Source organism: Streptococcus oralis subsp. oralis, assembly GCF_002096445.1.
GTDB classification, from domain to species: domain Bacteria; phylum Bacillota; class Bacilli; order Lactobacillales; family Streptococcaceae; genus Streptococcus; species Streptococcus oralis_N.
The window spans coordinates 68,974-82,422 of the sequence record NZ_NCUK01000012.1 but is presented as its reverse complement, the minus strand read 5'-3'; the positions used below and the strand labels follow the sequence as shown (position 1 = coordinate 82,422).

15 protein-coding genes are annotated in these 13,449 nt (G+C 40.0%); 3 read left to right on the top strand and 12 right to left on the bottom strand.

Features of this window, described 5'->3' with window-relative positions:
• Nucleotides 1-13: 13 nt before the first annotated feature.
• Nucleotides 14-886, top strand: a complete 873-nt coding sequence (gene hslO, locus B7721_RS01630; RefSeq protein ID WP_049518848.1) for an Hsp33 family molecular chaperone HslO — start codon at nucleotides 14-16, stop codon at nucleotides 884-886.
• Nucleotides 873-1,853, top strand: a complete 981-nt coding sequence (dusB, locus tag B7721_RS01625) for a tRNA dihydrouridine synthase DusB (protein ID WP_000183316.1) — start codon at nucleotides 873-875, stop codon at nucleotides 1,851-1,853. The genes hslO and dusB overlap by 14 nt, the downstream gene beginning before the upstream one ends.
• A 66-nt stretch (nucleotides 1,854-1,919) precedes the next feature.
• On the opposite strand, the gene B7721_RS01620 is transcribed toward dusB, so the two are convergent.
• Nucleotides 1,920-2,603 carry a hypothetical protein gene (locus tag B7721_RS01620; protein ID WP_084877196.1) on the bottom strand — a complete coding sequence of 228 codons (684 nt, stop codon included), beginning with the start codon at nucleotides 2,601-2,603 and terminating at the stop codon, nucleotides 1,920-1,922.
• A gap of 266 nt (nucleotides 2,604-2,869) precedes the next feature.
• Between B7721_RS01620 and B7721_RS01615 the strand changes: the two genes are divergently transcribed.
• Nucleotides 2,870-3,100 carry a hypothetical protein gene (locus B7721_RS01615; protein WP_084877195.1) on the top strand — a complete coding sequence of 77 codons (231 nt, stop codon included), beginning with the start codon at nucleotides 2,870-2,872 and terminating at the stop codon, nucleotides 3,098-3,100.
• A 47-nt stretch (nucleotides 3,101-3,147) separates the two neighbouring features.
• On the opposite strand, the gene B7721_RS01610 is transcribed toward B7721_RS01615, so the two are convergent.
• From B7721_RS01610 to B7721_RS01560, 11 genes are all read right to left on the bottom strand, one after another.
• Nucleotides 3,148-3,921: an NUDIX domain-containing protein gene (locus B7721_RS01610; RefSeq protein WP_084877194.1), complete on the bottom strand. Its 774-nt coding sequence runs from the start codon at nucleotides 3,919-3,921 to the stop codon at nucleotides 3,148-3,150.
• Nucleotide 3,922: 1 nt separating this feature from the next.
• The gene (pnuC, locus tag B7721_RS01605) at nucleotides 3,923-4,702 is read right to left on the bottom strand and encodes a nicotinamide riboside transporter PnuC (RefSeq protein ID WP_084877193.1); all 780 of its coding nucleotides are present in this window, start codon (nucleotides 4,700-4,702) and stop codon (nucleotides 3,923-3,925) included.
• A gap of 9 nt (nucleotides 4,703-4,711) precedes the next feature.
• Nucleotides 4,712-5,770, bottom strand: a complete 1,059-nt coding sequence (locus B7721_RS01600) for an AAA family ATPase (RefSeq protein ID WP_084877191.1) — start codon at nucleotides 5,768-5,770, stop codon at nucleotides 4,712-4,714.
• Between the two features lie 145 nt (nucleotides 5,771-5,915).
• Nucleotides 5,916-8,348, bottom strand: a complete 2,433-nt coding sequence (locus B7721_RS01595; RefSeq protein ID WP_084877189.1) for an ATP-dependent Clp protease ATP-binding subunit — start codon at nucleotides 8,346-8,348, stop codon at nucleotides 5,916-5,918.
• A gap of 1 nt (nucleotide 8,349) precedes the next feature.
• Nucleotides 8,350-8,808, bottom strand: coding sequence for a CtsR family transcriptional regulator (locus tag B7721_RS01590; protein WP_001211261.1), 459 nt, complete (start codon nucleotides 8,806-8,808; stop codon nucleotides 8,350-8,352).
• A 420-nt stretch (nucleotides 8,809-9,228) separates the two neighbouring features.
• Entirely contained in the window at nucleotides 9,229-9,591 is a 363-nt protein-coding gene (locus B7721_RS01585; protein WP_084877188.1) for a hypothetical protein, read from the bottom strand.
• Between the two features lie 183 nt (nucleotides 9,592-9,774).
• Nucleotides 9,775-10,257 (bottom strand): Panacea domain-containing protein, encoded by a 483-nt coding sequence (locus B7721_RS01580; RefSeq protein ID WP_142358571.1) that lies wholly within the window; start codon nucleotides 10,255-10,257, stop codon nucleotides 9,775-9,777.
• A 697-nt stretch (nucleotides 10,258-10,954) separates the two neighbouring features.
• Complete coding sequence (locus B7721_RS01575; protein ID WP_076984226.1) at nucleotides 10,955-11,365, bottom strand: DUF722 domain-containing protein; 411 nt, start codon at nucleotides 11,363-11,365, stop codon at nucleotides 10,955-10,957.
• A 377-nt stretch (nucleotides 11,366-11,742) separates the two neighbouring features.
• Nucleotides 11,743-12,291, bottom strand: a complete 549-nt coding sequence (locus tag B7721_RS01570; RefSeq protein WP_084877186.1) for a hypothetical protein — start codon at nucleotides 12,289-12,291, stop codon at nucleotides 11,743-11,745.
• Nucleotides 12,292-12,300: 9 nt separating this feature from the next.
• Nucleotides 12,301-13,161 (bottom strand): phage major capsid protein, encoded by an 861-nt coding sequence (locus B7721_RS01565; RefSeq protein WP_084877185.1) that lies wholly within the window; start codon nucleotides 13,159-13,161, stop codon nucleotides 12,301-12,303.
• A 49-nt stretch (nucleotides 13,162-13,210) separates the two neighbouring features.
• Entirely contained in the window at nucleotides 13,211-13,441 is a 231-nt protein-coding gene (locus B7721_RS01560; RefSeq protein ID WP_000012236.1) for a hypothetical protein, read from the bottom strand.
• Between the last annotated feature and the right edge of the window lie 8 nt (nucleotides 13,442-13,449).

Below are 13,449 nucleotides of genomic sequence, written 5' to 3'. Positions count from 1 at the left end.
TAAAATAGTAGCTATGGATAAAATTATTAAAACTATATCAGAAAGCGGGGCCTTTCGTGCTTTTGTCCTTGATAGCACTGAAACCGTCCGCACTGCTCAAGAAAAACATCAAACTCAAGCCAGTTCAACTGTCGCACTTGGTCGTACCCTTATCGCTAGCCAAATTCTCGCAGCCAATGAAAAAGGAAATACCAAGCTAACGGTTAAAGTTCTTGGAACTAGCTCTCTCGGCGCCATCATCACAGTTGCAGATACTAAGGGAAATGTCAAAGGCTATGTGCAAAATCCCGGTGTAGATATCAAAAAAACTGCAACTGGTGAAGTCCTTGTTGGACCTTTTGTTGGAAACGGTCAATTCCTCGTTATCACAGACTACGGTACTGGAAATCCTTACAACTCCATGACTCCCCTCATCTCTGGGGAAATTGGTGAAGACTTGGCCTACTACCTGACAGAAAGTCAACAAACCCCTTCAGCAGTCGGCCTCAATGTTCTTTTGGATAAAGATGACAAGGTCAAAGTTGCCGGAGGTTTCCTTCTCCAAGTATTGCCAGGGGCCAAGGAAGAAGAGATTGCCCGCTTTGAGAAACGCATCCAAGAAATGCCAGCCATCTCAACCCTTCTAGAAAGCGATGACCATATCGAAGCCCTCCTCAAGGCTATCTACGGTGACGAATCCTACAAACGTCTATCTGAAGAAGAAATCCGTTTCCAATGTGACTGCAGCAAAGACCGTTTTATGAACGCTCTTGCCAGCCTTCCAAATTCAGACCTTGAGGAAATGAAAGAGGAAGACCACGGGGCAGAAATCACTTGTCAATTCTGCCAAACGACTTACAACTTTGATGAAAACGACCTGGAGGAACTCATTCGTGACAAATCTTAATACACCTTTTATGATTGGCAATGTTGAGATTCCCAATCGTACCGTTTTAGCACCCATGGCTGGTGTCACCAACTCAGCCTTTCGTACTATCGCAAAAGAGCTCGGAGCTGGACTCGTTGTAATGGAAATGGTCTCTGACAAGGGAATCCAATACAACAACGAAAAAACCCTACATATGCTTCATATCGATGAAGGAGAGAACCCAGTTTCTATCCAACTTTTTGGTAGTGATGAAGACAGTCTCGCACGCGCAGCAGAATTCATCCAAGAAAACACCAAGACCGATATCGTCGATATCAACATGGGCTGCCCAGTTAACAAAATCGTGAAGAACGAAGCTGGCGCTATGTGGCTCAAGGATCCAGACAAGATCTACTCTATTATCAACAAGGTCCAATCTGTCCTTGATATCCCCCTCACTGTCAAAATGCGTACTGGATGGTCTGATCCATCCCTAGCCGTGGAGAATGCCCTCGCTGCAGAGGCTGCAGGTGTCTCTGCCCTCGCTATGCATGGCCGTACACGTGAGCAAATGTATACTGGTCATGCCGACCTCGAGACCCTTCACAAGGTGGCTCAAGCTCTGACCAAGATTCCATTTATCGCAAATGGTGATATCCGTACGGTACAAGAAGCCAAACAGCGTATCGAAGAAGTCGGGGCTGACGCTGTTATGATTGGTCGCGCAGCCATGGGAAATCCCTACCTCTTCAACCAGATCAACCACTACTTTGAAACAGGAGAAATTCTCCCTGACTTGACTTTTGAAGACAAGATGAAAATCGCCTACGAGCACTTGAAACGCTTGATTAACCTCAAAGGAGAAAACGTAGCCGTTCGTGAATTCCGCGGCCTCGCTCCTCACTACCTTCGGGGAACATCTGGCGCTGCCAAACTTCGTGGAGCCATTTCACAAGCTAACACCCTAGCAGAGATTGAAGCTCTCTTGCAATTAGATAAAGCTTAATACACAAAAAAACCGTAACTCGCTTGAGTTTACGGTTTTTTAGCTCCTAGGAAAACCTAGATACTATTATTGAATCAAGGCAACGCTTGAAACTTTACCATCCGCACCTGTTGTAATTTGGATGATTTTTCCGCCACCGATTTTGGCATTATACTTGCCATCATCAAGAGTGTAAGAGTAGCCTCTGATAGAATAGTTTTCTTTCTTTCCATCTGCAGTTTCTACTGTAAATTGGCCCCCTGATGAAACCGTAATAGTTTCGCCATTTGCTCCCTTCCAGTTGCCTGCAGCTGCTGAGAAATCACCATCGACCATGGTTAAAACACCCTTGTAGCGTTTGTTGTGTTCTGCTTGCTTGTCTTGAAGTTGGCGGTCAGTTGTTGGATCATAGCCTGACTGGTTAGACTGAGCTTGAGAACCTTGCTGAGTTGAAGGTGCCTGAGATGGAGCTTGTTGACTAGGAGCTGCTTGTTCTTGTCTTGATTCAGGTGTCGGTTTCGCTTGTGACTGATCTGCCGTTGTAGAAGACTGACCAGAAGATGCCTGAGCCTTTTCAGATGAAGCTGAGCTTGAAGATTTTTGTGTCTTGCTTTCTTTGCTAGAAGAAGCTGCTTTAGAACTTGATGATTGACTTGTCTTGGCAGAGCTGCTGGTTTGAGTGGTTTCGTTTTTATTTCCACAAGCTCCCAGTAGCAAGGTAGAAGCCAATACAGTCGCTGCCATCAATTTGATATAGGTTTTCTTTTTCATTTTTCTACTCCTTTGTAACATTTTTGAAATGTTAAGAAATCTTTTTGTAATATAATTGTAACATTGAGTCTTGAATCTGTCAACTATTTAGAGAAACTATTTTAAAAAAATTTCTCTCTACTATTTCTATTCGTAATTGAAACGAAAAAATAGAAAATTTTTAAAATTAGAGTCCTATTTTTTGTATCGCTTTTGTGTAATCGCTTGCATTGTGTTAGACAAAGGAATATAATAACATTGAAATAGAATATAGGAGGTGCACTCTTATGCTAAATAAGTATTACAAGTATCTGCCTTGGTTGATTTTGGGAGCTATTGGCTCTTATCAATCAGCCACTTACTATGCGCGAACTGCATTTGATGTCTTCTATCTGACTGCAATCTTTTTGATTGTTTATATCGCTTTGTTATTTTTGCATGAGAACTATCTCAAGTATCGATATAAAGACTTCTTTACTCACCTGTTGAGTAATCCTAAGAAAGATAGCCATTCATAAAAATGATGATAAATAAAGAGGTCGGGAAAAGTTCCCGGCCTCACTTTTTATTTCAATCGATAGGTTTTTCTTGGTTTCTTTTTGGGTACTCGTTTGAGTCCGACTTCTTCTACATATTCTCCGTATTTTACGAGAAAGTTATTGCTGACGATGGGGCGACCGGGATTGATGAGATTGACTAGTTCGGTTCCTTCGTAGACAGTGAACTCCTCCTCCAGCAGATAAAGGAAAGTCGGATTCCAGTCGAGACGGCCTTGGATTCGTTTGATGGATTCTTGGATAATGGCATAATGGTCAAAGGCGAAGGCTTGCTCCTCCAGCTCGACTCCATCTAGGTAGCATTTGCCTGTCTGAAAATCGACATCTACAAAAACCACATCCTTGGCATCGTCACCTGCCTGAACGAGGTCTAAGGCACGACTAGGTAGGTACACTAAGTGGGCAATGGTCACTGTCCAGCCCCGTGGATCACGACCGGGGGTCGATACCGTCATCAATTGCTCGATTTTCTCCAAAGGTAGATCGAGATTGACTTCTTCTCTCACCTCGCGCTGACAGGCATGTGCAGCATCTTCTCCCTTGTCCATAAAGCCTCCAACCAAAGCCAAACAGTTTTGATAAGGGTGAGCCTTGCGACGGATTAGCAGGAGCTTGATCTTTCCTTCGACAAAGCAGTAGGCCACCATATCCACTGTCACACTTGGTTTTTCATATTGAGGGAGTTCCTGCTTGTAGTACCAGTCTAAAAACTCCTCCTGACTGGCATGGATTTCATAATATTCTTTTTCCGTCATCCCTTCTGGAATCTTTATGTCTGCCATCTTATGCCTCCTTTCGAACTGCCTTGGTCCATTGGTACCAACCCACTAGACTGTTGAGTGTGTAAACCCAGTACATCCCTTGGATGTGGATATTTTCACCCCACCAGAGATAAATACTAAAGAGATTGGTTGCAATCCAGAAAATCCATTGCTCGCGGTAAAGACGTGTCATCAAGAGCTGACCAACACCATTGGTCGCATCGGTTACACTATCACGGAAAGGTCGAGCACTATTGATACTTTGGTAAGCCAAGCCCATACCAATCCAGATAATAGCAGTCAAGACCAAGTACTTGAGCCAGTCAAGAACAGATAATTTCTTAGCTTCAAAGTGGGATTCTTCTGGTTTTTCCTGTTCATTGATACGATTGGACAGCCAAGCATAGAGACCAATCGGCTGCATGACAAAGAAGTAAACAGTCGTCAAAACTTCGCCATAAAAAGTCGCATTCATGGCCAAGATCAAATAGATAGCCGAGTTAATAGCCCCAAAGAGATAATTGCTTGCACGACCTTCTGCTACTAAAATAACACAGACAATCCCAGTCCAGGACGCAAACAAGCTCAACCAGTCATGGCTTTCCGTATTTTGTGTAAACTCCAAGATCAAGGGAACACTTGACAAGGCGATGAGATACAACCACTGGAAAAGACTACGGCCGACAAAGAGATCTTTCCATAGCAAGCGCATGATTCCTGCAAAACCAATCTTGCGAGCTTCGGCATGGACATTTTTAAAGTTTTCGATAAATTGTGTGATTTTTTTAGTTACTGTTTTCATCATTTTCTCCTAATCTGCTTGGTAAATGGCATCAATAGCCACTTTTGCTGCTTCATAATTGCCTAGGTAATCCTCTGCTAGATAAACTAAAGGAATGGTCGTTAAGTATCTCTCCCTCATCTGATCCAAATGCTGGGAAAAACTGTAGCGAATGTGGTCTTCCGCCATGGTCATATCTCTAAATCCGTCATTGACATAGGAACCGACAGGTTGCACGAAGAGAATCAAGTCCCATTTTTCCTTGGCCAAGATTGAAACAAAGAGATTGTCAAAGGTTTCTCCTGATAAGTCCCCTTGGTCCTCAGTCTCCATGTAATAGTCATAGTAACCCTTGGTTACCAATGAATTGGTATCAGCTATCACTAGGCCTCGATTGGCATTGCTATCGATTAACTTAGAGGTCTGGTCATACTGCCCTAAAAGGAGATAGTAGTAATCCTTTGGAGTCAATTCATCGTCGCGGACATTGTTTTTGATCTGGTACTCACGCGCGTATTCCAGACTAACGGGCGCATCGTAATACCTTGCCAAATCCTTGGCCAGAGTGGTCTTCCCATTACTGGCACTTCCCATGATCAAGACTTTCTTGGTGAACTGACGACGGAAGGGCTGAGCGATGTATTTCCAATATTTGCTTGGATTTTCTCGAATCATAGTCGCTGAGATACCAAACTTTCTTTCTTGCAAAACGGTGCCAAAGCCACGATTAGATAACTCTTGCTGGTAGTCTTCTTCTCCCACAAAGAAAGTCAGTTCTTGCTGGGTTTCATCATAGGAAATCTCCGCTAACATCTGGTCCAACCACTCCTGCCAGCCCATAGGGTAACGGGGAAGGTTGGTCTCATCCAGCTTGCAGACAGAGGTCAATTCGTCATCACGAAAAGCCTCTCGGATATAGCGAAATCGTTTTTGAAGACTTAAACCTACCTGCTCACCTCGGTCTCCCTCGTAGCCTGAAACGACTACCCAGACCTGGTCACACTGACGCTTCGCTCGCTGGATCAGATCGATATGTCCCTGATGGAGGGGGGCAAAGGTCCCAAACACCACTGCTGTTTTCTTTTTCATAAACGTTTTACCTTTTTATAGTTTTTGATATTTTTATTTTCTATGTTTTTATTATATACTATATTTTTGTTTTGTCAATAGTTTTTTATCATTTTTTATAAAAAAGTAGCAAAAAAGAATCAGGATTGCTCCTGATTCTCCATTTTTAAGCAATATCAAATTTTAGTTGGCCAGCTTTGACACCGATTTTGAGAGTTTTGCCTGCTACCAGTTCTCCCTTGAGAAGGAGTTCTGCTAGCTTGTCTTCCACTTCTGTTTGCAGGGTTCTGCGAAGTGGGCGAGCTCCCATTTCCGGATCATATCCTTGGCTTGCTAGTAACTTCAACGCTGAAGCTTGCAGTTTCAAGTTGATGCCTTTCTCTGCTAGGCTAGCAATCAATGGTTTCACCATAATCTTGACAATTTCCTGCATGTGTTCGCTATCCAAGCTGTGGAAGACCACCTTTTCATCAATACGGTTGATAAACTCTGGTCGATAAGCTTTTTTCAACTCTTCAAAGATTCGTTTTTCCATATTTTCCTGATCAAAACGAATGTCTTTCGCGCCAAAGCCAACAGTCTTGTCATCACGAAGAGCCGTCGCGCCAAGGTTTGACGTCATGATGATAATGGTATTTGAAAAGTCCACCTTGCGTCCCTTGCTATCTGTCAAGACACCATCGTCCAGAACCTGCAAGAGGACATTAAAGATATCTGGGTGGGCCTTTTCTACCTCGTCAAAGAGGAGCACAGAGTAAGGTTTGTTGCGAACCTTCTCGGTCAACTCCCCACCTTCTTCGTAGCCTACATAGCCCGGAGGAGCTCCATTGAGACGGCTAGCTGCGAATTTCTCCATATACTCACTCATGTCAAAGCGGATAAGGGCTGATTCGTCATCAAAGAGGACTTCTGCCAGAGCCTTTGCCAATTCGGTCTTACCGACTCCTGTCGGCCCTAGGAACATAAAGGAACCAATCGGACGCTTGTGACTACGAATACCTGACTGATTGCGACGAATGGCACGACTAATGCTTGAAACAGCTTGATCTTGGCCGATGACACGTTTGTGCAACTCCGCTTCCAAGTTCAGGTATTTCTTAGCATCAGTCTGAGTCAGTTTTTGGACTGGAATCCCTGACAAGCGACTCAAGGTAGTCAAAATATCGGATTCTGTTACCAAGTCTTTATAGACAGGGACTTCCTGCTCTTTTGCGATTAACTGAGCAGCTTGTTTCCACTTGCCATCCATCAAAGCCTTGTCAGCTGGAGTCAAGTCGGATTCGTCTGCTTTCACATGCTTGGATTTGTTTTGCACTGTTGCTGCCGCTTCATCCAAAAGGTCGATAGCAGAGTCTGGTAAGTGACGACTGGTCAAGTAACGATGCGCCATCTTGACAGCTGTTTCAACGGCTTCATCTGTGATTTGCACACGATGGTGTTTCTCATAGGTAGCTTTCAAACCTTGCAAAATAGTCATACTGTCAGCTAGACTTGGCTCTTCAATCGTTACTTTAGCGAAACGACGAGAAAGAGCTGCATCTTTTTCGATGTGTTTCTGGTATTCTTCCTGAGTGGTTGCACCAACTGTTCTCAGAGTTCCGCGAGCTAAGGCTGGCTTCAAGATATTGGCTGCATCCAGAGTCGAGTCAATACCGCTACCAGAACCCATGATGGTGTGGAGTTCATCGATAAAGAGGATCACTTTGCCATCTTCCTCGATGTCCTTGATAATATTGTTCATGCGCTCTTCAAAATCTCCACGGAAACGTGTTCCCGCAACGACATTCATCAAATCAAGCTCTAGAACACGCATCTTAGCCATTTCAGCTGGTACATTCCCACTAGCAATACGCTGAGCAAGTCCAAGTGCTAAAGCTGTTTTCCCGACACCCGCATCTCCAACCAATACAGGATTGTTCTTGGTCTTCCGACTCAAAATCTGAATCATACGCGAGATTTCCTTGTCACGACCGATAACTGGTTCTAACTTGCCAGAGCGCGCTTGCTCCGTCAGGTCATGCGTGTAATCCTCTAGACCACCACTTTGAGCTTGAGGCATGCCCATCATATTGGCCATGGAATTTTGCTTGTCAGTTACTGTGCGATGACGTTGACGCAAAGCCTTGAGATCTTCTCTAGTCCAGCCAGCACGTTCCTCTAAATTGCGACGAAGAGCAGCAATTCTGACCTGATCTTTCTGGTCTTCATAAGAGAAGCCTGCTCTCTCCAAGATACGAGTTGCCAAGGCATTACCATCATGCAAAATCGCATAGAGGACATGCTCTGTCCCTAGTACCTTTGCATGGACCACTGAGGCCACATACTCTGCTTCTGCAAAGAGAACTTCCAAACGATGGGAAAAGGGTAATTCTGTAAAGGTTTCGTCTTGGCTATAGTCCGTTTCAGTCAGTTCCAACGCAACCTCTTCTAGACGGTCCATCTCGTATGGATAATCATTTAGAGTTGCACCTGCCACACTATAACTGTGATTGGACATGGCAATCAATAAATGCCAAGACTCTAGATAACGAGCTCCAAAATGGCTCGCAACCATGTAGGCACTTTCGATACATTCATTCAATGCTTTTGAATAGTTCATCTTACTTCTCTTTTCTATCTACCTCTTGTAATAGCTGTCGGAGCATATTGGCACGGACAACTGAAGATTCTTCCCCTAGGACACGATCCGTTGCCACTGATGCCAGCAAGGTCATCTCCTGCTTGGTCATCAAGTCCTGCTCCACCAAAAGCTGGAGAATATCCTCATAAATCTCCTGACTAACTCGCTCACCAATCGAGTAAAGCAAATCGCGGAGCATCTCATGATGACTGGAAAATTCAATCCGCCCTATGCGAATGTAGCCTCCACCACCACGCTTGCTCTCAACCAAGTAACCTCTACTCTCCGTAAAGCGGGTCTTGATGACATAGTTGATCTGACTCGGTACAACCTGAAAGGTATCTGCCAACTGGCTCCGCTGCAATTCCACGATACCAGACTGGTCTAAAATCGCCTTGATATAGGCTTCGATATGATCTGATGTATTTTTAAATCTCATAGTAAATCAAACTCCTTCTTTGAACCTTGACTATCTTTGACTATACTATCATTTAACACTCTATAAGTCAAATTTTTAGAGCTCAACCCTTGAAAATACTGACTTTCTTTAAAAACACTAAGGCATTAGGACGCCTTGGTTTTTCTTGAAAGTTCCTAAAAAAGTCCACAAAAAAGAGCCCTAAAAAGGGCGTAATATTGACGAGTTCAGCAGGCAAGAAACTAGCACGGTCAGACGTGCTTTTTTTATTACCTGGTAATATTATAGCATATCTTCCATAGCATTTCCATTTCGTACATTTGCGCTAGATCGTCATACTTCCAAGTTGACATCAATTAATCTAGTGCCTCTTTATTTTCTAGCTTAAAATCTAAATTATTCAAAAAAAGCAACTAACAAATGTAGTCACTTTAAATATTATTATTCATAGGCTGAAACAGGACAAAAATTATATGCACCAAAGTCTGCTTCGTTATAATGTTTATCTACGCTTCCTAGATGGTGTTGATCTATTAACAACGGGATAAAGTTATTTCCTTTTTCTTTGTGGCAAATTATTCTCATAGGATTACCTTTGAAACCAAATTGCCATATTCGCAAGGACTCCGTATCAATTTCAGGATGTAAACTATTAATCGCTTTTATATATACTGAGTAAGATTTATCTTTTTCTTTAACCTCATGACAATGCTTAAATTCAGGAGTAGTATTTTCACTGCGCCAATATTCCGATATTTTTGGAATTAAATAGGAAAATAGATATGTGATTTGAATACTATACATCGACTCATCTTTTAAAAATGTCGTAAATTCTTTGTGCTTATATGATTTTAGCCAATTTGAATATAGAAAGGTGAAATATACTCGATTTTTGTTTTGATCTTGGGTAGCTTGAGCATCCGGTACTTGTTTTTTAGCTTGTTGTGCTTTAGGTACAGGGCGTTTTTTTTCTTAGGCATAATTGTATCATTCTAATCTAGAAATATAAAAATTATATATCACTTTATCTTCAATTTTATTATTACAAATATCTAAAGGCTTGCATTCTCCTCTTGCAGTTATCCAAGGCAATTCTGAGTGAGAAAGTTGTTCTAATTGGTTCCCGTTTAACTCTCCATAAGCCTCATTCACCTGATCAATGGAATCTATCTCGTCGGCGTTTAGAAAATCACCAACTTCAATATCAAGCTCACTATCTGTTATCTCAGAGTATTTATTCTTTTTATATTTTTCGTAAACTTCAGGAATAACTGGACCATGAACCCACGCTTCGAAATCGGCATTAAATAGCTTTGAATTCAAAAGTTCATCATCGCTATCGTCTTCAGCTGTTAAAACTAAATGCCAAACATAACAATAATATAACATTTTTTGTAATTTCTTAGGAGTCATATCACTAACTCTAGAATCAATCAGATACTTTATAGTAGCTTGTAATTTTTCATCCATTTCCTCTCTCCTCCTTTAAGTTGATTAGGAGCTTTCACATCAAACAAAATGCTCTCCCATATGTCTATTCTACCATAATTTCACTAAATATAACCTTAAATACACAAAAAATTTAATTGTATTTACCATTAGTATCAGAAACTGCATGCTTTAATAAACAAGGAGAGATGGGATTGTATAAATAATATCAATAAAAATTTGTATAGTTGACACCTCCCAACAGTACCTAAAGTTTTATAAAACTTAGTTTTGTGACTAGGGTACTTTAAGAAATAGCCTCTAAACTCTCTAAAGCTTTTTTCTAACTTTGTATAGCTGAGTTTTTGATAACCTTAAGTCTTTACAAATAATCGTTAAATCTTCATAAAAAACCTAAAGTTTAGTTGTGGCTAGCCACTCCTTATAGTCGCTTAGATTATTGATTAAATCTAATACTGCTAGTCCTTCTTCAGCTAAAGATATAATCTTATCTATGACATCATCTTTATAATTCATATTCGATTAGATTTTTTTTACAACTAAAATAGTGTTTACTGAAAGTCAATTTGTATTTTAAACGTTTTATTAAAAAACTAGGATTTTATTCTGATTTGTTAAGTTTTTACCCCCTTTTTCTCTGAACATCTCCGACTTGGAAAAAGTTACCGCTCCCGGTACCTAAAATCAACGAAAATGCTTTACAAAGTGGGGGGGAGTGTCAATATCCTTTCAGTTCTATAAATCTTTTAGCGATTACTTTTCTTCGACTATTTATATAACGAGTAGTTTTATTTAGTTTCTCTGCCACGTCTTCCCAAGTCGCACCAGCTTCTAAATATCTCATTTTAAAAATGACTAGATCACTTTCAATTAAGTTTTCCATCAAGGTATCTACAACTAGTTTGAAGCCTTCTAAATATCTTAGTGTTTGGTCTTCTTCAATTCTAATGATTGTCGCTTCAGTAGGACTAGATACTGTCTTGCCTTTCCCACCAGTATAATCTTCAGTGCTATGTTTCTTATTATGTATCAGTTCCTGTCTTCTCAAATAAATTTTATTAGCAAGCGTTCTATATCGTCCTAACTCAATATCTATCCCGTCCAGGTCTCTGTTACTCAACTCGTACATAGGCAAGTACCTCCACTTAAATTTAAAAATTTTTTTATCTTTCAATTTGTCAAATTGTAAATTCTGTCAAACTGACAAAAAGTGCTAAAAGCCTTCCAACACTCCACTTACTAGGTATCATTGTTTTAAGTTTGACAACTCTTCAGTATGACAAGTTCAAGGGAAATTTCTTTAATTTATCCCCTCAGTTTCTCATATCTTACATTCTGTGAAACTCACTCCATTCTGTAAACCCCTGATATACCTTGCTTTCAAGCTATTACTTCTTTTCAGTTTATGCTTACTTTGTTATGTGAAACTTAGTAAAGCATAAAAGTAGGACTAGCGATATCTCTTCTGTTTCAGCCATATATCACTAGCCTTACTTAATTTGTTCCCTATTTTTCTAAATACACTTTGATGTCCCGATATTCCTTAGAAAAATCCATCCACCCGCTAATATCAGGGTTTAAGAATGGTAGGACAGTAAGCGGACTTACTTCTGTTCGATACAGCGATAGAGAATGTCTCTGACTTATTTCCCTGACTACACCTGTATGGATTTCTTCTACATCCTTCTTTAGTTCTTGAATTTCATCATATGCGTCCAGAATTCGTCTAAGTTTCTTTCGGTATTGTTTATAGATCTTCTTAGTTTCCATCCGTTGCTTAGTTTCTTTAAAAATGTATTCAAAGATGACTGCTTTAGCTTCTGAAAAATCACTATTATATTTTTCCTGAAGGCCATTAATAGCTTTTTCCATCTTTTCCAGCTGCTCTAAAGATTCTAAGTTATTTGACAAAAAAGAATCTATGTTCTCAAATGAAACTGCTTGATTGCCTAAAAGGCTTTTTCTTTTTTCGCTTAACTGTTCTCGTGCTGAATTAATCTTACTTTTTTTATTATCTAGATCATCCAGTGTTTCAAATACTTGATTAATATCCATTGCTTTCTCCTAGTTCCATTGAATAAAGTAACCACAATCTTCTTCAACTTTTTTTACATCAAATCGGGTATGTAAAATCAACCGTTTTCCAAAATAGTCATTCGCATTCACCCAACTAAGTGTATCTTTCTTGCGATCAAACAAAGTAACAAAGTTTTCTAGATCTCCGATAAAGCCTTTTTTGTCACCTTTATTCCCTAATGTTGTATCATCTACAATTAAAAAGTTATCTACAAAGAATGTTTCACTTGTCCCTGTCTCTTTATCAACTTTAAGAAGATAATTTCCTGAAGTGTCTTTCATTTTTTCTAAGACACTAAATAGTGATTGACTAACAACCATAGATACATTGCGCTCTGGATTGATTAAAGAAACAATAGATTTCAAGTCGTCCATACTTGTAGCAGTCTGCACTTTCGCAGTTTGGAGAATTTTCCCAATCTCTCTATTTCGTGTTCTACGTTTTAATTTAATAATCTTTTTACCAAGAAAATCCGTTAAATTATATTGACCATCGTCTAATTGTTCCTGTGAAAAATCAAGTTTTCCACTGAATAATTTAACTAAGTAATCAACGCTGATAGTTTTCTTTTTATCTGCTTCTGTTCTCTCAACCGAATTTTCGCTAACTTCTTGTAATGAATCATATTCAAAGTCAGTTACTTCATACTTCCCACCACGGGTACGAGTCTCAATAACATTTACTAGATCAACCAGTTCTTTACGTTGATGTTCATTTTCGTAACTATCAAGGATTGGTTTTTCAATGAGTACATGATTATTTTCTACGGTCATCCCTCTAGTGTTATAACCCGTACTTCGGATATAAGCTTCTAGATTTTCTTTTTGTTTAGCTAAGTTATTTGTCATTTTTTTGCTCCTTCATCTTTTAATATCTGATTTTTGTTTATAATTTTTTCTAAAATTCTTTGCTTTTAGCTTTTCTTTTAGAACTCTCCGAGCCTTTAGAATCATTTTTTCTAGATTTTGATTTGTCTTGTTTGTTAGCATATTTTTCTAGTATTTCTTGTTTCCGTTGTTCTAAGCTATCATCTTCTTTTTTACACTGAGAAAAGATTTTCTGTCTTTTATCTGGATCCATAGAAAACTTGTTGGCTACTACATACCCTAAAGAAGTATCTCCTGACATCACCCTCA

What these genes read in the sequence shown, in the direction of transcription:
- hslO (WP_049518848.1), top strand. Translation starts at nt 14, where the DNA reads ATGGATAAAATTATTAAAACTATATCAGAAAGCGGGGCCTTTCGTGCT.
- B7721_RS01620 (WP_084877196.1), bottom strand. Translation starts at nt 2,603, where the DNA reads ATGAAAAAGAAAACCTATATCAAATTGATGGCAGCGACTGTATTGGCT.
- B7721_RS01615 (WP_084877195.1), top strand. Translation starts at nt 2,870, where the DNA reads ATGCTAAATAAGTATTACAAGTATCTGCCTTGGTTGATTTTGGGAGCT.
- B7721_RS01610 (WP_084877194.1), bottom strand. Translation starts at nt 3,921, where the DNA reads ATGGCAGACATAAAGATTCCAGAAGGGATGACGGAAAAAGAATATTAT.
- pnuC (WP_084877193.1), bottom strand. Translation starts at nt 4,702, where the DNA reads ATGAAAACAGTAACTAAAAAAATCACACAATTTATCGAAAACTTTAAA.
- B7721_RS01600 (WP_084877191.1), bottom strand. Translation starts at nt 5,770, where the DNA reads ATGAAAAAGAAAACAGCAGTGGTGTTTGGGACCTTTGCCCCCCTCCAT.
- B7721_RS01595 (WP_084877189.1), bottom strand. Translation starts at nt 8,348, where the DNA reads ATGAACTATTCAAAAGCATTGAATGAATGTATCGAAAGTGCCTACATG.
- B7721_RS01590 (WP_001211261.1), bottom strand. Translation starts at nt 8,808, where the DNA reads ATGAGATTTAAAAATACATCAGATCATATCGAAGCCTATATCAAGGCG.
- B7721_RS01585 (WP_084877188.1), bottom strand. Translation starts at nt 9,591, where the DNA reads ATGTATAGTATTCAAATCACATATCTATTTTCCTATTTAATTCCAAAA.
- B7721_RS01580 (WP_142358571.1), bottom strand. Translation starts at nt 10,257, where the DNA reads ATGGATGAAAAATTACAAGCTACTATAAAGTATCTGATTGATTCTAGA.
- B7721_RS01575 (WP_076984226.1), bottom strand. Translation starts at nt 11,365, where the DNA reads ATGTACGAGTTGAGTAACAGAGACCTGGACGGGATAGATATTGAGTTA.
- B7721_RS01570 (WP_084877186.1), bottom strand. Translation starts at nt 12,291, where the DNA reads ATGGATATTAATCAAGTATTTGAAACACTGGATGATCTAGATAATAAA.
- B7721_RS01565 (WP_084877185.1), bottom strand. Translation starts at nt 13,161, where the DNA reads ATGACAAATAACTTAGCTAAACAAAAAGAAAATCTAGAAGCTTATATC.
- B7721_RS01560 (WP_000012236.1), bottom strand. Translation starts at nt 13,441, where the DNA reads ATGTCAGGAGATACTTCTTTAGGGTATGTAGTAGCCAACAAGTTTTCT.